This is a genomic window from Pseudomonas sp. (assembly GCF_049653025.1).
GTDB lineage: Bacteria > Pseudomonadota > Gammaproteobacteria > Pseudomonadales > Pseudomonadaceae > Aquipseudomonas.
This window is the reverse complement of the sequence record NZ_JBASFM010000004.1, coordinates 1-18,891: the sequence shown is the minus strand read 5'-3', so window position 1 is coordinate 18,891 and position 18,891 is coordinate 1. Positions and strand designations below refer to the sequence as shown.

15 protein-coding genes and 1 pseudogene are annotated in these 18,891 nt (G+C 64.9%); 2 read left to right on the top strand and 14 right to left on the bottom strand.

The window, feature by feature from the left end; all coding sequences use genetic code 11:
• Window positions 1-45 precede the first annotated feature (45 nt).
• Both WBK23_RS01445 and WBK23_RS01440 read right to left on the bottom strand, forming a co-directional pair.
• The gene (locus WBK23_RS01445) at window positions 46-489 is read right to left on the bottom strand and encodes an N-acetyltransferase family protein (RefSeq protein WP_424482213.1); all 444 of its coding nucleotides are present in this window, start codon (window positions 487-489) and stop codon (window positions 46-48) included.
• Window positions 490-504: 15 nt separating this feature from the next.
• Window positions 505-1,137 (bottom strand): FMN-binding negative transcriptional regulator, encoded by a 633-nt coding sequence (locus WBK23_RS01440; RefSeq protein WP_424482212.1) that lies wholly within the window; start codon window positions 1,135-1,137, stop codon window positions 505-507.
• Between the two features lie 101 nt (window positions 1,138-1,238).
• Between WBK23_RS01440 and WBK23_RS01435 the strand changes: the two genes are divergently transcribed.
• Window positions 1,239-2,705 carry a PLP-dependent aminotransferase family protein gene (locus tag WBK23_RS01435; protein ID WP_424482211.1) on the top strand — a complete coding sequence of 489 codons (1,467 nt, stop codon included), beginning with the start codon at window positions 1,239-1,241 and terminating at the stop codon, window positions 2,703-2,705.
• Window positions 2,706-2,722: 17 nt separating this feature from the next.
• Here WBK23_RS01435 and WBK23_RS01430 read toward each other — a convergent pair whose 3' ends face one another.
• The gene (locus tag WBK23_RS01430) at window positions 2,723-5,881 is read right to left on the bottom strand and encodes an autotransporter outer membrane beta-barrel domain-containing protein (RefSeq protein WP_424482210.1); all 3,159 of its coding nucleotides are present in this window, start codon (window positions 5,879-5,881) and stop codon (window positions 2,723-2,725) included.
• 351 nt (window positions 5,882-6,232) lie between these two features.
• Window positions 6,233-7,657: an aspartate ammonia-lyase gene (locus WBK23_RS01425; RefSeq protein WP_424482209.1), complete on the bottom strand. Its 1,425-nt coding sequence runs from the start codon at window positions 7,655-7,657 to the stop codon at window positions 6,233-6,235.
• A gap of 181 nt (window positions 7,658-7,838) precedes the next feature.
• Between WBK23_RS01425 and WBK23_RS01420 the strand changes: the two genes are divergently transcribed.
• Window positions 7,839-8,750, top strand: a complete 912-nt coding sequence (locus WBK23_RS01420; protein ID WP_424482208.1) for a LysR substrate-binding domain-containing protein — start codon at window positions 7,839-7,841, stop codon at window positions 8,748-8,750.
• Between the two features lie 14 nt (window positions 8,751-8,764).
• On the opposite strand, the gene WBK23_RS01415 is transcribed toward WBK23_RS01420, so the two are convergent.
• The 10 genes and pseudogenes from WBK23_RS01415 to WBK23_RS01370 all read right to left on the bottom strand — a co-directional run.
• Entirely contained in the window at window positions 8,765-10,087 is a 1,323-nt protein-coding gene (locus tag WBK23_RS01415) for a sigma-54-dependent transcriptional regulator (protein ID WP_424482207.1), read from the bottom strand.
• Window positions 10,080-11,999 (bottom strand): sensor histidine kinase, encoded by a 1,920-nt coding sequence (locus WBK23_RS01410; protein ID WP_424482206.1) that lies wholly within the window; start codon window positions 11,997-11,999, stop codon window positions 10,080-10,082. Before WBK23_RS01410 ends, WBK23_RS01415 begins: the two co-directional genes overlap by 8 nt.
• Before the next feature lie 130 nt (window positions 12,000-12,129).
• Complete coding sequence (locus WBK23_RS01405; RefSeq protein ID WP_424482205.1) at window positions 12,130-12,864, bottom strand: amino acid ABC transporter ATP-binding protein; 735 nt, start codon at window positions 12,862-12,864, stop codon at window positions 12,130-12,132.
• A complete protein-coding gene (locus tag WBK23_RS01400) occupies window positions 12,861-13,529 on the bottom strand; it encodes an amino acid ABC transporter permease (RefSeq protein WP_424482204.1) in 669 nt (222 codons plus the stop codon). The genes WBK23_RS01405 and WBK23_RS01400 overlap by 4 nt, the downstream gene beginning before the upstream one ends.
• On the bottom strand, window positions 13,526-14,272 hold the full coding sequence (locus tag WBK23_RS01395; RefSeq protein WP_424482203.1) for an amino acid ABC transporter permease: 747 nt from the start codon (window positions 14,270-14,272) through the stop codon (window positions 13,526-13,528). Before WBK23_RS01395 ends, WBK23_RS01400 begins: the two co-directional genes overlap by 4 nt.
• A gap of 196 nt (window positions 14,273-14,468) precedes the next feature.
• Window positions 14,469-15,377, bottom strand: coding sequence for a glutamate/aspartate ABC transporter substrate-binding protein (locus WBK23_RS01390; RefSeq protein ID WP_424482202.1), 909 nt, complete (start codon window positions 15,375-15,377; stop codon window positions 14,469-14,471).
• A gap of 251 nt (window positions 15,378-15,628) precedes the next feature.
• Window positions 15,629-16,729 carry a polyamine ABC transporter substrate-binding protein gene (locus tag WBK23_RS01385; protein WP_424482201.1) on the bottom strand — a complete coding sequence of 367 codons (1,101 nt, stop codon included), beginning with the start codon at window positions 16,727-16,729 and terminating at the stop codon, window positions 15,629-15,631.
• Between the two features lie 29 nt (window positions 16,730-16,758).
• Window positions 16,759-17,787 (bottom strand): histone deacetylase family protein, encoded by a 1,029-nt coding sequence (locus tag WBK23_RS01380; protein ID WP_424482200.1) that lies wholly within the window; start codon window positions 17,785-17,787, stop codon window positions 16,759-16,761.
• A 296-nt stretch (window positions 17,788-18,083) separates the two neighbouring features.
• Window positions 18,084-18,767 carry a GNAT family N-acetyltransferase gene (locus WBK23_RS01375; RefSeq protein ID WP_424482199.1) on the bottom strand — a complete coding sequence of 228 codons (684 nt, stop codon included), beginning with the start codon at window positions 18,765-18,767 and terminating at the stop codon, window positions 18,084-18,086.
• A gap of 13 nt (window positions 18,768-18,780) precedes the next feature.
• Window positions 18,781-18,891, bottom strand: a pseudogene (locus tag WBK23_RS01370) (GNAT family N-acetyltransferase); the annotation flags it as partial.

Sequence of the window (18,891 nt, the reverse complement as noted above, 5' to 3'; positions counted from 1 at the left end):
TTTTTGCCTTGTATGGCTCTAGCTCGCGAGATCGTGAGCCGGTTCTTAGAAAGTCTTGCGGTACTGGACAAAGCCGGGGCGCTCGGCGATGCGGTCGTAGAGCTGCATGGCGGTGCTATTGCTCTCGTGGGTCAGCCAGTGCACCTTTGCGGCACCGGCCTCCCGGGCCTGAGCGTAGACGTGTTCGATCAGCAGTCGGCCGACGCCAGTGCCACGCAGGCCGGGGCTGACGAACAGGTCCTGCAGGTAGCAGCTGTGTTCCACCAGCCAGTTGGAGCGGTGGAAGATCCATTGCACCAGGCCCAGGGCCTGACCGTCGTGCCAGGCCAGGGCGGCATGGGTCGGCTCGCTCGGGTCGAGAAAGCGCTGCCAGGTCATGGCGCTGACCGCAGCGGGCAGTTCGCTCTGGTAGAAGTCCAGATAGCCCTGCCAGAGCGGCAGCCAGGCAGCGTGGTCGGCATGGGTGACGGGGCGGATTTCGATGCTCATGGGGTCTTCCTTGGTTTAGTGAGATTGGTTTATCCGCGCGGCCAACTCGCGGTCGCGGGGATCAAGGCTGGTGGCCAGGCCTTCGCGCACGCCAGCCTGGTCGGCGGCGCTGCGGTTCTGTCCGAGTTTCCATTTACCTTGCAGGCGCTCGATGGGCAGGGCGAAGCCGACGATGGCGCGCAGCATGCTGTCAATGTAGTCGCGGGGTGCCTCGCTGACAGCCCAGGGCTGTGGGCGGCCGGCCTCATGGCGGTCGCTCAGACGGCTGACCAGCTGCAGCAGGCGCTCGCCATCCTCGAATACTTCGGCGCGGCCTTGGGCATGCACGGCGATATAGTTCCAGGTCGGTACCACCTTGGCGTGCTCGGCCTTGGCCGGGTACCAGCTGGGGCTGATATAGGCCTCGGGGCCCTGGAAGATCACCAGCGCCTCGGCACCGCCCGCCAGGTCGCGCCACTGCGGATTGGCCCGGGCGAAGTGACCGTAGAGGGTGCCGTACTGGCCTTCGCCAGGCTCCAGCAGCAGCGGCAGGTGGCTGGCCTGCAGGCCGCTCGCGCCCTGGCTGACCACAGTGGCCAGGCGGCAGTCGAGGATCTGCCGATGCAACTCGGTGAGGTCGTCCTGGCGGAAGGCGGTGGGGCTATACATGGCGGCTTCTCCGAAACGGGGTCTGGCGTGATGGGGCCATGCTAGGCAGAAGATTGGTCTGTTGTAAGATCCACTTCTTGCGACTTTTATAGGGCCAATCCATGCCGCTGCCTGCGCCGCTCCCCGTCGACCTCTCCGGTATCCACCTCGACCCGGCCCAGGGCCTGGCGCGCCAGCTGTACCAGGCCCTGCGCGAGCGCATTCTCGATGGCCGCCTGGCAGGCGGCACCCGGCTGCCGGCCAGTCGCGACCTCGCCGCTCTGCTGGGGATTTCCCGCAATACCGTGACCCGCGCCTTCGACCAGTTGTATGCCGAGGGCTATGTGGAGGGCCGCGTCGGGGCCGGCACCTATGTCGCCGAGCTGGCTGGGGTGGTGCGCGCGCCGCCTGCCGCCGCGACCCTGGCACCTAGCAGCCAGGCCATGCAGCTTCTGGCGCGGCACCATCTGGTCGAGCCACTGGAAGGCGCGCCGCGGGCCTTTCGTGTCGGCGTGCCGGCCTTCGACCTGTTTCCCTTCGAGACCTGGGCGCGGCTCAATGCGCGCTTCTGGCGCAAGCCCTCGGCGGCGCGCCTGGGCTATGGCGACCCGGCCGGCGACGCGCAGCTGCGCGAGCTGATCGCCGCCTACCTGCGCAACAGCCGCGGCCTGCACTGCGATCCGGCGCAGATCCTGGTGACCTGCGGCGCGCAGCAGGCCATCAGCCTGTGTGCACAACTGTTGGTCGAGGCGGGTGACCGGGTGGCCATCGAGAACCCCGGTTATCGCGCCGCCGGCCATGCCTTCGCCGTGGCCGGCGCGCAGCTGCTGGGTATCGGCGTGGATGGCGAGGGGTTGGACACGGCGGCGCTGGAGCGCGCCGGAGATTGCCGCCTGGCCTATGTCACGCCTTCGCACCAGTACCCGACGGGCGTCACCCTGTCGCTGGCGCGGCGCCTGGAGCTGCTGGATTGGGCCGAGCGCCACGACAGCTGGATAGTCGAGGACGACTATGACGGCGAGTACCGCTACAGCGGCACGCCCCTGGCCCCACTGGCCGCCCTCGACCGCCAGGGCCGGGTGCTCTACGTCGGCACCTTCTGCAAGATCGCCTTCCCGGCGCTGCGCCTGGGTTATCTGGTGCTGCCGCCGGCCCTGGTCGAGTCCTTCGCCCGTCGCCGCGCCCTGGATATGCGCCACTCGGAGATCGGCAGCCAGGCGGTGATGGCCGAATTTATTGCCGCCGGCTACTTCCAGCGGCATATCAGACGCATGCGCAGCGCCGCCCGCAGTCGCCGCGATGCCCTGTTGGCCGGCTGGCCGCCAAACATTCCCGGCTGCGCGCCGTTGCCGGTGGTGGAGGCCGGCCTGCACCTGTGCGTACGGGTCGACAGCCTGGCGCGCGAGCGCGAGCTGGTCGCGGCCGCGGCCGAGGTCGGGGTGGAGATGACCGCCCTTAGCGGCTACTGGCTGGCCGACAGTAGCGAAGCCGAAGACCAGCGCGCCGGGCTGGTGCTGGGCTTCGCCGCAGTACCGGAGGCGCGCATCGCCGAGGCCTTGCAGGCACTGCGCCAGACCTGGCGGCTATAGCGGCCCCGCCCGGCCCATTAGAACCCCAGTTGCCACTGCGCGATCAGGCCATGGTTCTGCGCGTTGTCGCCCAGCTCGCCGCTATAGCCCAGGCCGAGGCTCTGCGTCGCACTGATGCCGACATCGACGCCGGCTTCCAGCAGCAGGCTGTTGCGGTCCATGGCGCTGCCGGTGGCGCTGAAGGCGCTGCCACCGGAGAGGAAGGCCTGCTGGGTGCTGCTGTCGAGGTCGCCGAAGGTATGCCGCCAGCCGAGGCTCATGCGCGGGGTGACGCTCATGCCGTTGCCGAGCTGGCCCAGGTGGGCGACGCGCACGCCGAAGGTGCTGCTGAGGTTGTCCTGCTCCTGCGACTCCACACTGAGCGCGGCCGTGCCGCCTTTTTCGTTGTAGGCATTGCGGCTGTAGCGCTGGTAGCCGAGGTTGGCGAAGGGTTCCGCGAGCAGGGGGCCGCTGGCGAGCTGGTAGCCCAGCTCGGCGAAGGCCTGCTGGCTGTCGGCATCGTAGTCACCGCGCGGGGTATCGCTGAAACCGTTGAACTCGACCCGGCGTTTGCTCTGGCCGTCATGCCGGCTGTACGCCGCGCCCAGGCGCAGGGCCAGTGGGCCGCTCTGGCGCAGGGCATAGGCACCGAGGTGCAGGCTGTCGATATCCCCGGAGGCACCGTTGCCGGCATCCACGTCGGCGCGCGAATAGCCGCCGAGCAGGCCCAGACGCCACTCCGGATTCAGTGCCCAGTCGGCCCCCAGCAGGCTGCCGAGGCTGTCCTGGGTGACGTCGCTGCCGCCGTCCTCGCCATCGACCCGGCCATGGCTGCCGAGGCCTTGCACCCAGAGACGGCCGGCGGCTTGCGGGTCATGCAGGTTGCGCGCGCTGCTGGGCACGCCGGTGGCCACCAGTTGCGGGCCATCCTCGCGCAAGATCGAGGCTTGCAGGCTGTTACTGAAACCACCGAGCTGGGCCATCGCGCCCTGCATGGCGCCGCCGACCTGGCTGGCCCCGGCCAGGGTGGCGCTGGCCATGCTGGCGTTGGCGGAACCGGCCAATTGTTCCAGGGCCTGGCTGGCGGTGGCGCTGTTGCTGGTGATCAGTGCGTTGTACAGCGCCGGGCTGCTGCTCTCGTCAATCTGCCCGGCGACATTGGCGGCGCTGCTGCTGTTGGCTACCGAGGCCAGGCTGACGTCGTTGCGTTTCAGCTCCAGGTCCACGGCACCTGCGCTGTAGCGCAGGGTCGGGGTGAGGAAGGCGAAGTTGCTGCTGACGCTGGCGAACTCGCCACTGACGCTGCTGGCACTCAATACGCGGTATTCGCGTTGCAGCGAGTGGTCGCCGGCCCCGGCGCGAATCGCCAGGTGCGCGCCGCCAATCTGCGCCGTGCCATCGGCCAGTACCGGGCTGTGGTTGCCATTGGCGGCCACGGCGAAGGCCAGGGTCGAGCCGGCGTCCAGTTGCAGGTTGTGCAGGCGACCGCCACCGCTGTAGGTGCCGCCGGAGTTGACCCGTAGGGTGCCGCCAATTGCGCCCTGGTTGATCAGCTCGGCACCGCTGAGCACCGCGCCACCGGCGCTGAAATCCGTGCTGCTGACTGTCCAGGCACCGCTGCGCACTTCCAGGGTTTCCAGGTTCTGGCTATTGCCGAAGCTGCCGCCCAGGGCACCTTCGAGGGACAGGCTGTCGTGACCGGCACCGCCGTCCACCAGGCCGATAAAGCGGCCGCCGCTGAGCACTGTTAGCTGGTCGTCGCCCGTCCCCAGGTCCACGGCGAGGCCATTGAGGCCCTCGATCAGGCCCTGGTTGCTCAGGCTGTCGTTGCCCGCACCCATCTGCACCGCGGCGGCGGCGCTGCTGCTGCCGAGCTGGTCGACGCGCATGGAGTGCAGGCCGCCGCGAATCACCCCGCCACTGAGGTTGCTGAGGCTGTCGGCAAAGTCGCCGACCAGGCCGATGGCGGTGCTGTTAGCGCCGATAATGCTGCCGGCGTTGCTGATGCTCGCCGCGCCGCCCACGGCGGTCGCTGTGCCGCGCCCGCTGGCAACCGCGCTGCCGTTGGCCCCGTCGTCGATCAGGATGCCCTTGGATTGGCCGAAGACCGACGCGCCGGCATGGTTAGTGATCGTGCCGCCGCCGGCCGCGATGCCATCCGCCCCGTTCGGGTAGCCGCCGGAGTCGACGCCGCCCGCGCCCAGGCCTTCGATGCGGCCGTAGTTGCTGATGCTGGCGATGCCGTCGATATCGACGCCGTCACCGTCGCCATTGTTGCTGGTGGTGCCGTCGCCGAAGTGGTCGAAGGCGTTCCCTGCGCCAGCGTAGCGGCCGCTGATCAGACCGTGGTTGATCACCGAGCCGACACCATCGCTGCCGACGCCGGAGCCGTTGTGGCCGATGATCTGGCCGCTGGCGTAGTTGCTCAGGGTCACGCCGGCATCCGAGGTCAGGCCGTGGCGCGGGCCGACAATGCTACCCCAGTTGTTTACGGTGACGGCCTTCTCGGAGTCGATCGCATCATTCGCGCTCGCGGCTTTGCCGCCGCTGGCGGGTTCACAACGGCTCTTCAAGTTGTCCGGGCATTTGGTGTTAACCACGCCGGTGCTGGTGATGCTGCCGTAGTTATTGATGGTGGTGTTACTGCCCGGGCGCAGTGCATCGTCGTTGCTCGATTCGATGCGCGCGCTGCTGTTGCTGGCCGAGCCGTTGTTGATCACCTTGCTGCCGGTGCCGTTGGCCCCGCGCAGGTCGAGGGCCTGGCCACCGCTGGTGCCGCTGCCGGTGACGGCGATGCTGCCGTTGTTGTTGACGATCAGCGACGAGTTGGCCTTGTTCAGGCGTATGGCGTCGCCGTTCACCGTCGAGATGCTGCCGTCGTTGTTGATAACGATGGCAACGCCGTCGGTGTTGTTGTCGACCGCCCGGCCGGTGCCGCTGTTGGCGATGTTGCCCTGGTTATTCAGGGTCACGCTGCCGCTGGTGCCGGTGATGCTGATATTGGTGGCGCTGCCACCCGCCTGCAGGGTGCCGCCGCTGGCCACGCTGCCGGTGTTGCCGCTGGTCAGGGTCTTCGCCGTGGTATCGGTGCTGCCGCTGCCGACGTTGAAATCAGCCGCCTGGCTGACGCCACAGATGGCAGCCTGCAAGGCCAGGACCAGAGGGAGTGGGCGAAACCGTGCAGTGGCAAAAGGCATAAATACCGCCGTTCTTATAATTAAGGTGCGGCGCACTATGGGGTTGCGCTGTTACAGCCTGTTGACTGCAATTTGACGATTTATCGCGTGTGCAGGGCAGCGTTTACCCCAGGCAAAAAAAGGGATGGCCGCAGCCATCCCTGAAGGAAAGGAGGCGGGGGGCCTCCTGGTCGATGTATCAGAACCTGCTTACGATCTGCTGCGCGTCGGCCCTGCTGCGTTAAAAACAGGCTCGGAACGCTCATTTACAGTACGTAAACTCCGCTTCCTCGCCGTTTGACCAGCCGGAGGCTGTTACTACGTAGTGCCTTGCAGGGCTCTAGCTCGCGAGATCGTAAACAGGTTCTTTAATTACAAGGTCAGCGGCACCAGGCGCGGGGCGATCATGTTCTCCGGGCGGAGGATGTCGGCCAGGGTGGCGTCGTCCAGCAGCTTCTCTTCACGCACCAGCTCCAGCACGCCGCGGCCGGTTTCCAGCGCCACCTTGGCGATGCGCGTGGCGTTCTCGTAGCCGATATAGGGGTTGAGTGCGGTGATCAGGCCGATGGAGTTTTCCATCAGCTCGCGGCAGCGCTGCTCGTTGGCGCTGATGCCGTCGATGCACAGCTCGCGCAGCATATCCATGGCGCGGGTCAGCAGGCGGATCGAGTCGAGGATCTTGTAGGCGATCAGCGGCTCCATCACGTTCAGCTGCAGCTGGCCGGCTTCGGCGGCGAGGGTCAGGGCCAGGTCGTTGCCGATCACTTCGAAGGCCACCTGGTTGACTGCTTCCGGGATCACCGGATTGACCTTGCCCGGCATGATCGAGCTGCCCGGCTGACGCGCCGGCAGGTTGATTTCATTGATGCCGGTACGTGGGCCGCTGGAGAGCAGGCGCAGGTCGTTGCACATCTTCGACAGCTTGACCGCGGTGCGCTTGAGCATGCCGGAGAACAGCACGAAGGCGCCCATGTCCGAGGTGGCTTCGATCAGGTCAGCCGCCGGCTTGACCGGGTGACCGCTGATAATCGCCAGGCGCTCGACCGCCAGCAGCTGATATTTCGGATCGGCGTTGATCCCGGTGCCGATCGCGGTGCCGCCCAGGTTGACTTCGGTGAGCAGGGCCGGGGCGAGCATCTTCAGGTGCTGCAGGTCTTCACCGAGGGTGGTGGCGAAGGCGCGGAATTCCTGGCCGAGGGTCATCGGCACGGCGTCCTGCAGCTGGGTGCGGCCCATCTTCAGCACGTGGCCAAACTCCAGGCCCTTGGAAGCCAGCGACTGGATCAGCTTGTCGAGGGCATTGAGCAGGCTGTCGTGGCCCAGCAACAGGCCGACGCGGATGGCGCTCGGGTAGGCGTCGTTGGTCGACTGCGCCATGTTCACGTCGTTGTTCGGGTGCAGGTACTGGTACTCGCCTTTCTCGTGGCCCATGGCCTCGAGGGCGATGTTGGCGATCACCTCGTTGGCGTTCATGTTGGTCGAGGTGCCGGCACCGCCCTGGATCATGTCGACCACGAACTGCTCGTGGAACTCACCCTGGATGATGCGGGCGCAGGCAGTGCTGATCGCGGTGTGCTTGGCGGCGGACAGATGGCCCAGCTCGCGGTTGGCGTCGGCGGCGGCCTGTTTGACCATCGCCAGGGCGATCACCAGTTTCGGGTAATGCGACAGCGTCACGCCGGAGAGACGAAAATTCTGCACGGCTCGCAGGGTCTGGATGCCGTAATAGGCCTCGGAAGGGACTTCGAGGGTGCCGAGCAGGTCTTTTTCGATGCGCGATGATGCAACAGGGGACATGATGGTCTTGTTCTCGGGGTAAGACGGCTTAGTGCCGCGATGCCCAATAATCTAGGCCTCCTGCCGTTTGTCGGCCAATGCTGTTAGCGGCTATGGTATGCACAATCGGCATAATGTCGCGGTGACTCGCTATAAATGTCGCGCGTGCACAATTTCAAACGTGTTTTGCCCAGGGGGCCCGATGAATCTGGAAAGCAAATGGCTGGAGGACTTTGTCACCCTGGCCGCCACTCGCAGCTTTTCCCAGGCGGCGCAAAAGCGCTTCGTCACCCAGCCAGCGTTCAGCCGGCGCATTCGCAGCCTGGAGAACATGCTCGGCCTGACCCTGGTCAACCGCGCCTGTACCCCGGTGGAGCTGACCGAATCCGGCCAGCTGTTTCTGGTCACCGCCCGCAGCATGGTCGAGCAGCTCGGCGAGGTGGTGCGCCATCTGCATAACCTCGAAGGTCAGCAGGGCGAAGTGCTGCAGATTGCCGCCGCGCACTCGCTGACCCTGGGCTTCTTTCCGCAATGGATGGCGCGCCTGCGCCGCGAAGGCTTGCCGCTGAACACGCGGCTGGTGGCGACCAACGTCGGCGAGGCGGTGCATGCGCTGCGCGAAGGCGCTTGCGACCTGATCCTGGCCTATTACGACCCGGATGCCGCACTGCAGATGGACCCGGACATCTTCCCCTCGCTGCACCTGGGCCGCACCGAGATGCTGCCGGTGTGCGCGGTCGATGAGGATGGCCAGCCGCTGTTCGACCTCAACAGCGGGCAGAGTGTGCCGCTCTTGGCCTACAGCGCCGGGGCCTTTCTCGGTCGCTCGGTCAACCTGCTGCTGCGCCAGCGCGCGCTGCGTTCGACCACGGTGTACGAAACGGCGATGGCCGACAGCCTGAAAAGCATGGCCCTGCAGGGCATGGGCGTAGCCTGGGTGCCACGGTTGAGCGTAACCGCCGAACTGGCTCGCGGCGAGCTGGTGGTGTGCGGCGATGAGCAGTGGCAAGCGCCGTTGGAAATCCGCCTGTACCGCTGCGCCCTGGTGCGCAAGGCGGCGGTGCGCCTGCTGTGGCGCAAGCTGGAAGCCGGCACCGGAGCAGGTGAGGCCTAACCCATCGGCGTGGCCTATTGCAGGCCGTATTTCTTTACCTTGTCGAACAGCGTGGTCTTGGCCATGCCCAGGGCCTGGGCGGCCTGGCTGAGGTTGCCGGCGTGGCGGCCGAGGGTGTCGCTGAGCAGGTTGCGTTCGAAGGCCTCGACCGTCTCGGCGAAGCTCGGGCTGCTGGCGCTGCTCAGTTCGCTGCCCTTGAACACCGGCAGGCCGAGGGCGAAACGCTCGGCGACGTTGCGCAGCTCGCGCACATTGCCTGGCCAGTCGTGGCTCATCAGGCGGCTCAGGGTCTGCCGGTCCAGTTCGGGGGCGACCCGGTCGAAGCGCAGCGCGGCCAACTGGAGGAAATGCTCGAACAGCAGGGCGATGTCTTCACGCCGTTCGCGCAGCGGTGGCAGCGCCAGGCTCACCACGTTGAGCCGGTAGTAGAGGTCGCTGCGAAACTGCCCGGCCTTGCCTTGTTGCTCCAGGTCGGCCTTGGTCGCGGCGATCACCCGGCAGTCCACCGCCACGCTCTGGTTCGAGCCGAGGCGTTCCAGGCTGTGCTCCTGCAGCACCCGCAGCAGCTTGATCTGCAGGTTCAGCGGCATGCTCTCGACCTCGTCGAGAAACAGCGTGCCGCCGTTGGCGTGCTCGATCTTGCCGATCCGTCGTTTGCTCGCGCCGGTAAAGGCATGCGCCTCGTGGCCGAAGATCTCGCTTTCGAACAGATTCTCCGGCAGGCCACCGCAGTTGAGTGCGACGAAGGGCTTGGCCTGACGCCGGCTGAAGTCGTGCAGGCAGCGCGCCACCAATTCCTTGCCGGTGCCGGTTTCGCCTTCGATCAGCACATTTGCGCCGGTGTCGGCGACGTTGGCGATCAACTCGCGCAGCTGCTGCATGGCGGCGGAATGGCCAATCAGGCGCTGTTCCAGGGCCTGGCGACCGGCCAGCTGGCGGCGCAGGGCCGTCACTTCGCGGGCCAGGCTGCGTTGCTCCAGGGCGCGGCGTACCACATCCACCAGGCGCTCCGGGGAGAAGGGTTTCTCCATAAAGTCGTAAGCGCCGTCACGCATGGCGTTGACCGCCATGTCGATATCGCCGTGGCCGGTGATCAGCACCACCGGCAGGCTGGGGTCGCGCTGCTTGAGGCGGGTCAGCAGTTGCAGGCCGTCGATGCCGGGCAGGCGGATGTCGCTGATGACGATGCCGGCAAAGTCCGCGCTGATGCGTTGCAGGGCTTCCTCGGCGCTGGCCACGCCGACGCTGGCAATATCCTCCAGGGCCAGCGCCTGCTGGCAACCGAGCAGCACGTGGGGGTCATCCTCGACTATCAGAACGCTCAGCGGCTCACTCATGGGGCGGGTTCTCCTGGCGGATGACGGCTTTGGGCAGGTTGAGTTCGAAGGCGGTGCCGCCGCTTTCCGGGTGTTGCACGGTCAGGCTGCCGGCAGCGGCAGCAGCCAGGCTGGCGGACAGCGTCAGGCCCAGGCCGAGGCCTTTCTCGCCGGGCTTGGTGGTGAAGAAGGGTTCGAACAGGTGCTCGCGCACATCGGCGGCGATACCGGGGCCGTTGTCGCGCACATTCAGCAGGTAGCGCTCGCCGTCATCGCGGCCGCTGAGCCAGAGCTGACGGTCGGGCTGTTCGCTCATGGCATCCAGGGCATTGGCGATCAGGTTGACCAGAATCTGTTCCAGGCGCGTTTGCTCGATGGCCAGGCGCACGTCCGCCTCGCCCTGTGGATAGTCGCGGTGCAGCTGCAGGGCGTCATGTCCGGGGTGGCCCTGCAACAGCAGCAGGGCGGCATCCACCGCCTGGTCCAGGCTGGCTTCGCCCTGGTCGCCACTGCGCCGAGCAAAGGCGCGCAGGCTGGCGGTGATCTTGCCCATGCGGTCGACCAGTTCGCCGATGGTTTTCAGGTTGCTGCTGGCCACATCCAACGCACCGCGCTGGAGGAAACGCACGGTATTGCCGGACAGGGTGCGCAGCGCTGCCAAGGGTTGGTTGAGTTCATGGGCGATGCTGGTGGACATCTGCCCGATCACCGCCAGCTTGCCGGCCTGCACCAGCTCATCCTGGGCCTGGCGCAGGGTGGTTTCCGCCTGCTGGCGTTCGCGCACTTCGGCCTGCAGACGCTGGTTGCTGGCCTGCAGGTCGGCGGTGCGTTCGGCGATCTTGCGCTCCAGTTCGTTATTGGCTTGCTCCAGCGCTTCGCGCGCCGCCAGGCGGGTGGCGATTACCTTGCGCCGCTGGTTCAACGCCAGGCCAAGGAAGATCAGCAGGGCGCAGGCCACGGCGGCCAGCATGGCGTGGCTGAGAGCGGCGCTGCGCTGATCCTGAAGCGGGGTGAGCAAGGTCAGGTGCCAGGGCGTGTCATCCAACGGGCGGGTCTGCGCCAGGTAAGTGATCGGCCCGGCGTCCGGCTCATCGGTCTGGTCGGCGGCGAAGCTGACCTGTTCGATGCCATCGCCGAGGGTCCGGCGCGTCAGCGGCTGCAGTTCTTCCAGTGCCCACCAGTGGTATTGCAGGCTGCGCGCCAGGCGCTCACGGGTGTTCGGGCCTAACTGACGCACGGCCTTGAGTCGGCGGCTGGGATTGCTGGAAAGGATGATGATGCCGTTCTCATCGCTGACATAGGCTTGCAGGCGGGCGCGCTGCCAACGCTGCTCCAGGCTGTCCAGGCGCACCTTGACCACGGCCACGCCGATAATCCGCTCGCCGCTTTTCAGGCCATGGGCCAGGTAGTAACCGGGCTCGCCGGTGGTGCTGCCGATGCCGTAGAAGCGCCCCGGTTTGCCCTCGATGGCATCCTGAAAATAGGCGCGGAACGACAGGTCTTCTCCGAGGTAACTGCTCGGCTCGCGCCAGTTGCTGGTGGCCAGTACCCGCCCGTTGGTGTCGAGCACGTAGATGGCCAGGCTGCCGCTGCGCTGGTTGAGGCCTTCGAGGTAATCGTTGACCAGTTGCCGGCGGTAGGTGGTGGGGGTCTGCAGCAGGCGGCCGACGTTGTATTCCAGCTCCAGCAGACTGGGCAGGTAGGTGTATTTGGTGATCTCGCTTTCCACCGCGCGGGCGTTGAGTTCCAGCTGGCGCTCGCCACTCTCGGCCAGGTCACGGATGCCACTGCGTTCGCTGAGGTGATAGCCGGCGTAACCGCAGCCGAGCACCAGCAGGAGCAGCAATAGAATCAACAGCAGCAGACGAGCGAGGCGCGGTTTCACGGTCAGGGCAGGCGGCACGGCGCGAGGAAAGGCGGTGGGGCATTGCATCACAGTCCTCCCTGGCTGGGTAGTTGCGGGTGGGCAATCCGTGGGAGGGGCTTTAGCCGCGATGCTGTTGCAGCCTGGGCCGGTCAATCGCCGCTGAAGCGCCTCCCACAAGCGCTCAGCGGCCTGGTCCCTAGTGCTGTAGGATCTTCGCCAGGAATTGCTGGGCGCGCTCGGAGCGGGCGCTGACATCGCCGAAGAACTCTTCCTTGGGGCAGTCTTCGACGATCTGCCCGGCGTCCATAAAGATCACCCGGTCGGCGACCTTGCGCGCAAAGCCCATCTCGTGGGTTACGCACATCATGGTCATGCCTTCCTGGGCCAGCTGCACCATCACATCCAGCACCTCGTTGACCATTTCCGGGTCGAGCGCCGAGGTCGGTTCGTCGAACAGCATCACCACCGGGTCCATCGCCAGCGCGCGGGCAATCGCCACGCGCTGCTGCTGGCCGCCGGAGAGTTGGCCGGGGTGCTTGTGCGCATGCGCCGACAGGCCGACACGCTCCAGCAGCTTGAGGCCCTTCTCGGTGGCTTCGGCCTTGCTGCGGCCGAGCACCTTGACCTGCGCGATAGTCAGGTTCTCGGTGATGGAGAGGTGCGGGAACAGCTCGAAGTGCTGGAACACCATGCCGACCCGCGAACGCAGCGTGGGCAGGTTGGTCTTCGGGTCGGCAATCGAGGTACCGTCGACCACGATGTCGCCCTTCTGGAACGGCTCCAGGGCGTTGACGCACTTGATCAGGGTGGATTTGCCAGAGCCCGATGGGCCGCACACCACCACCACTTCACCCTTCTTCACTTCAGTGCTGCAGTCGGTCAGCACCTGGAAGTTTCCGTACCACTTGTTGACGTTCTTGATCGAAATCATACGGCTAACCTTTTTTGCAGATGCTTGACCAGCAACGAGGCGGAGAAGCTGATGAGGAAGTACACCAGACCGGCGAAGATCAGGAATTCATGGGGCTGGCCGATGATGTCGCCACGCGAACGGGCGGCGTTGAGGAAGTCCATCAGGCCGACGGTGTAAACCAGCGAGGTATCCTGGAACAGGATGATGCTCTGCTGCAGCAGCAGCGGGGTCATCTTGCGGAACGCCTGCGGCAGGATGATCAGGCGCATGCTCTGCCCGTAGTTCATCCCCAGCGCCTGCGCGGCACCCATCTGGCCACGGGGAATGGCCTGAATGCCGGCGCGGACGATTTCGCAGAAGTACGCTGCCTCGAACATCACAAAGGCCACCAGGCACGAAGTGAAGGCCCCAATCGGCGTGTCTTCGCCGGTGATCCAGCGCAGCAGGAACGGCACCGCAAAGTAGAACCAGGTGATCACCAGCAGCAGCGGGATCGAGCGGAAATAGTTGACGTAGGTGGCGGCGAAATTCGCCAGCAGCGCGTTAGGCGACAGGCGCATCAGCGCCAGCAGGGTGCCGAGCACCACGCCGCCGAACACGCCCATGACCATCAGCTGCAGGGTCATCAACAGGCCATCCCACAGGCCCGGCAGGGCGGGAATGATTGCACTGAAATCCATCATTTAGCTCCCACGGCAATCAGCCCAGGCACAGCCACTTTCTTCTCGACCAGGCGCATCAGCAGCATCAGGCTCATGTTCAGGGTGAAGTAGATCAGCGTGGCCAGGGTGAAGGCTTCGAACAGGTTGGCGCTGAACTCGGCGGTCTGCTTGGTTTGTGCCAGCAGCTCCATCAGGCCGATCAGCGAGGCCACCGAGGAGTTCTTAAAGATGTTGAGAAACTCGCTGGTGAGCGGCGGAATAATGATTCGGTAAGCCTGCGGCAGCAGCACATAGGTGTAGATCTGCGGCAGCTTGAAACCCATGGCGTAGGCGGCGGACGCCTGACCCTTGGGCAGCGCCTGGATGCCGGTGCGCACCTGCTCGCAGACCCGCGCGGCGGTAAACAGGCCAAGACACACCACCACCGATAGATAAGCCGAGGTGGCAGGGTTCAAGTCCTGTTTGAACCAGATTTCCAGCGGCTCGGGCAGCAGGTCCGGCACCAGGAAGTACCAGAGAAACAGCTGCACCAGCAGCGGTACGTTGCGGAAGATTTCCACGTAGGCGGTGGCGATGCCGGAGATCCAGCGGTTCGGCACCGTACGCATGACGCCGAGCAGCGAGCCCAGCGCCAGGGCGATGATCCAGCCGACGACGGCGATGGCGATGGTCCAGCCCAGGCCGGTGAGGAACCAGTCCAGGTAGATCTCGCTGCCGATGCCGGTGGACTTGAAGAAGATGCCCCAGTCCCAGTTGTAATTCATGCGGGTGAACCCCCGTGTTGCTAAAGCTTGGGTTGGAGGGGGCCGAGCGCGCAGCAGCGTGCTCCAGCCGCGGGTAGCGGCTGTGCCCCGTATCCATCAGGAGAAAGAACCGTAGGGCGGGTATCACCCGCGTGGGGTGACTGCATTCGCCCTACGATTGCTGCCGCAGCTCTTGTGAAGCCGCGGCAGGTCCGGGTCAGATCTGCTCGGCAGATTTGTCGGTCGGGTTGGCGATCAGCTTTTTCAGCTCGTCGCTCATGGGGAAGTTGAGGTTGAGGTTCTTCGGCGGCACGGGCTGCATAAACCACTTGGCGTAGATGTCGTTGACCTCACCCGAGGCGAACGCCGCGCTGATGGCGCCGTCGACGACTTGCTTAAAGCCTTCGTCGCCCTTGCGCACCATGCAGCCGTAGATCTCGTAGGACTGCGGTTCGCCGACCACCACCCAGTCAGCCGGCTGCTTGGCCTTGGCCATTTCGCCGTAGAGCAGGGCGTCGTCCATCATAAAGGCCAGCGCGCGGCCGGATTCGAGCATCAGGAACGACTCGCCATGGTCCTTGGCCGAGATGATGTTCATGCCCATCTTTTTCTCGGCGTTCATGATTTTCAGCAGGCGCTCGGAGGTGGTGCCGGCGGTGGTCACCACGTTCTTGCCCTTGAGGTCAGGGAAGTCGTTGACCCCCGAGGTCTTCTTGGTCAGCAGGCGGGTGCCGACTTCGAAGATGCCGACGGAGAAGTCTACCTGGCGCTGACGCTCGATATTGTTAGTGGTGGAGCCGCACTCCAGGTCGACGGTGCCGTTCTGCACCAGCGGAATACGGGTCTGCGAGGTGACCAGGTTGTAGCGCACCTTGAGCTCCGGCATGCCCAGTTGCTGCTTGATCGCGTCAACCACTTTCAGCTGCAGGTCGTGGGAGTAGCCCACGGGTTGCTGTGGGTTGTCGCCGAAATAGGAGAAGGGGATGGAGGCGTCGCGGTGGCCCAGGGTGATGGTGCCGGATTCTTTGATCTTCTTCAGGGTGCCGGTCAGTTCTGTGGCGAATACCGGGCTGGCGATCAGGGCGGCGGCAATGGCCGCGCTCAGTACACGGGGGACAATACGCATGAATCAGTTCCTCGATGTTGTTCTTATGAGCGGCTGCGCCGCTGGCTTGGAAGAGCTATCGCATTCCTGCCAGTACAGGGAGCAGGATGTATGCCAGGCCATCGAGGGTTTTATTTATTGCGTAAGTTATTGAAATTAATCAGTAAATTATAAAGTGTGGAGAATGAAAAACGCCCAGCCGTTCGGCTGGGCGATTATTCAGTGGCGTTGCATTCGGAAAACCGAACGCTTTCCTGGGTGCTAGCGGGCGATCAGGTGCCTGACTTGATGGTGTTCCATACCCGCGTACGTACGCGTTCGATCTTCTGCGGCAGCGGTTGCAGCACGTAGAGGGTTTTCTGCGCGTCGGCGGTCGGGGTCAGGCCGGGGTTGTCGCGGATTTCCGCGCCCACCAGTGGCATGCCGTCCTTGTTCGGGTTGGGGTAGCCGAGGAAGTCGCTGATCGGTGCCACGACTTTCGGGTCGAGCAGGTTGTTGAGGAATTCATGGGCCTCGGCGACGTTCTGCGCGCTTTTCGGGATGGCGAAGGAGTCGTACCACAGCGGCGCGCCTTCCTTCGGTAGACGCCAGTCGACCACCACGCCGTTGCCGGCTTCCTTGGCGCGGTTGGCGAACTGGTAGAAGCTGCCCGAGTAGCCGATGGCCACGCAGATGTCACCGTTGGCGATATCGGTCATGTACTTGGCGGAGTTGAAGTAGGAGACGTAGGGGCGGATTTTCAGCATCAACGCGCTGGCTTTCTCGTAGTCCTCAGGCTTGGTGCTGTTGGGGTCCAGGCCCAGGTAGTGCAGGGCAATCGGCAGAATTTCACCGGGCGAATCGAGCATGGCTACGCCACACTGCTTGAGCTTGCTGATGTTCTCTTCCTTGAAGATCAGGTCCCAGCTGTCGACCGGGGCATTCTCACCGAGCACGGCCTTGACCTTGGCCGGGTTGAAGCCGATCAGCACGGTGCCGTACATGTAGGGCACGGCGTACTGGTTGCCGGGGTCGTTGGCGCTCATCAGTTGTAGCAGCTCTGGGTTGAGGTGCTGCCAGTTGGGCAGCTTGCTCTTGTCCAGAGGCTGGAACACGCCGGCCTTGATCTCGTTTTCGAGGAAGGTGTTGGTCGGCACCACCAGGTCGTAGCCGGAGTTGCCGGTGAGCAGCTTGGCCTCCAGGGACTCGTTGGTGTCGAAGATGTCCCAGGTCAGTTTGATCCCGGTCTTGTCGGCAAAGTCTTTCGGCACTGACGGCAGGATGTAATCGGCCCAGTTGTAGACCTTCAGCTCGCGCTCTGCGGCCTGAGCCATGGAGCCGAGCAGGGCGCTGCCGCAGAGGGCGGCGCCGAGGATGTGCTTGAACGTGTGCATGTTGTTCTCCTGATGATCTAGGGGCGCGCTCAGGCGCCCTGGAAGCCTTCGAGTACGTTGACGGCGTTGATGCCGATTTCTGCCACCGCGTAACCACCTTCCATGACGAACAGGGTCGGTTTGCCGAGGGCGGCGATGCGTTGGCCCATGCGCAGGTAGTCCGGGCTGTCGAGCTTGAAGCTGGAGATCGGGTCGTTCATGTAGGTGTCGACGCCGAGCGACACCACGATTACTTCGGCGCCGTAAGCGGTGATGCGCTGGCAGACGGTTTCCAGTGCCGCGCCCCACACGTCCCAGGCGCTGCCGGCGGGCAGTGGCAAATTGAGGTTGCAGCCTAGGCCTGCGCCTTCGCCGGTTTCGTCGGCATAACCGAGAAAGTGCGGGTACTCGAAGCTCGGGCTGCCGTGAATATTGGCCACCAGCACATCGTCGCGGCCATAGAAGATCGACTGGGTGCCGTTGCCGTGATGGTAGTCGACGTCGAGGATGGCCACGCGCTTGGCGCCCTGGTCGAGAAAGGCCTGGGCGGTGATCGCCGCATTGTTCAGGTAGCAGTAGCCGCCCATCACGTCGGCGCTGGCGTGGTGTCCTGGCGGACGGCACAGGGCAAAGGCCGTATGTGCGCCTTGCGCCAGTTGCTGCTGGGCGCTGAGGGCGACCTGGGCTGAGGTGTACACCGCCTGCCAGGTGCCGGCGGTGATTGGCGCGAAGCAGTCGAAGCTGTGGAAGCCGTACTGGCCGTACAGGTCATCCGGGCGCTTGGCGCGCAGGTGCCGGGCCGGGAACACGCCGGGGAGAAAATCGGCCGTGTTGCCCTGGGCGGCCCAGCCGGCCCAGGCTTTCTGCAGGAACTCCAGGTAATCGCCGGTGTGGATGCGTGCAATCGGCGCCATGCCGAAATCCAGCGGCTCGCGCACTTCGCCGAGGTCTTGCTGACGCACGCGGGCCAGCACATGGTCGGCGCGGGCGGGCATCTCGAAACAGGGTTGCAGTTCGCCGTTGAGCATCTCGCCCTGGGCGTGGTGCAGGCGGTGGTTGTCGCTGTAGAAGGTGAGCATCTTGTTGTTCTCGCACCGTGGGACTGCCGGCATTGTTGGCCGGGTGGCGGCGGGCGGGGAACGATAGGAATGGCCAGTAGGGGATAAATGTGGCCAATGTTGAGGATGTGTTTGTTCCGCGCTGGATAAGGGAGAGCGCTTTTGTAGGAGCGGCTTTAGCCGCGAACACGCTGGAAATGTAGGCAAAGTTCGCGGCTGAAGCCGCTCCTACGGACCTATTTTTACTCCCTGGGGACAGGCAGCGGCTGAGAGGGTTTTAGCCCATTTAAAGACGTGTCAGTTGCCGCGCTGTTTGCTCAGGCGTGTTCGCGCAGGTCTTGCAGGCGCTGGCGCTGCTGGCCTTGTTCGGTGAAGTTGTCCGCCGCCAGCCAGCGCTCGAAGGCCCGTTGCTGGGCCGGCCACTCATGGTCGAGCAGGGAGAACCAGGCGGTGTCGCGGTTGCGACCTTTGCGGATCAGGTGTTGGCGAAACAGCCCCTCATAGGTGAAACCGAAGCGTTCGGCGGCGCGTTTGGAGCGCAGGTTGGCGTTGTCGCATTTCCATTCCAGGCGGCGGTTGCCGAGTCCGAAGGCGTAGCGGGCCAGCAGGTAGATGGTTTCGCTGGCCAGGGTGCTGCGCTGCATGGCATGGCCAAAACAGACGTGGCCGATCTCGATGCTGCCATGGGCCGGGCAGATATTCAGGTAACTGAGCAGGCCGAGGGCCTGGTCGCTGCTGTTGGCGATGACCGTGTAAAACACAGCGTCGCCAGGATTGCCGAGGCTGTTCAGCCACTGGGTGAAATCAGCGGGACTGGCAAACGGCCCGTAGCCCATATAGGTCCACATGTGCGGGTCGGCATCCGCACCGTGCAAGGCCTGCCAGAGGTCGCCGCCGTGGCGCGCGGGGTCGAGTCGCTCCAGACGCACCCGGCTGCCGTGCAACACGGCGGCATCCGGCGTCCTGGCTGCTTGCCAGTGTTGCAGGTCGGTGCTGGGCATGGCGGACTCCTGCTTAGCTGAACAACTGGCGGTATTGGATAAACCCCGAGCGGCTGGCGATGCGATCGTACAGCTGACGCGCCTGGGTGTTGTCTTCCTGGGTCAGCCAGTGCACGCGGTTGGC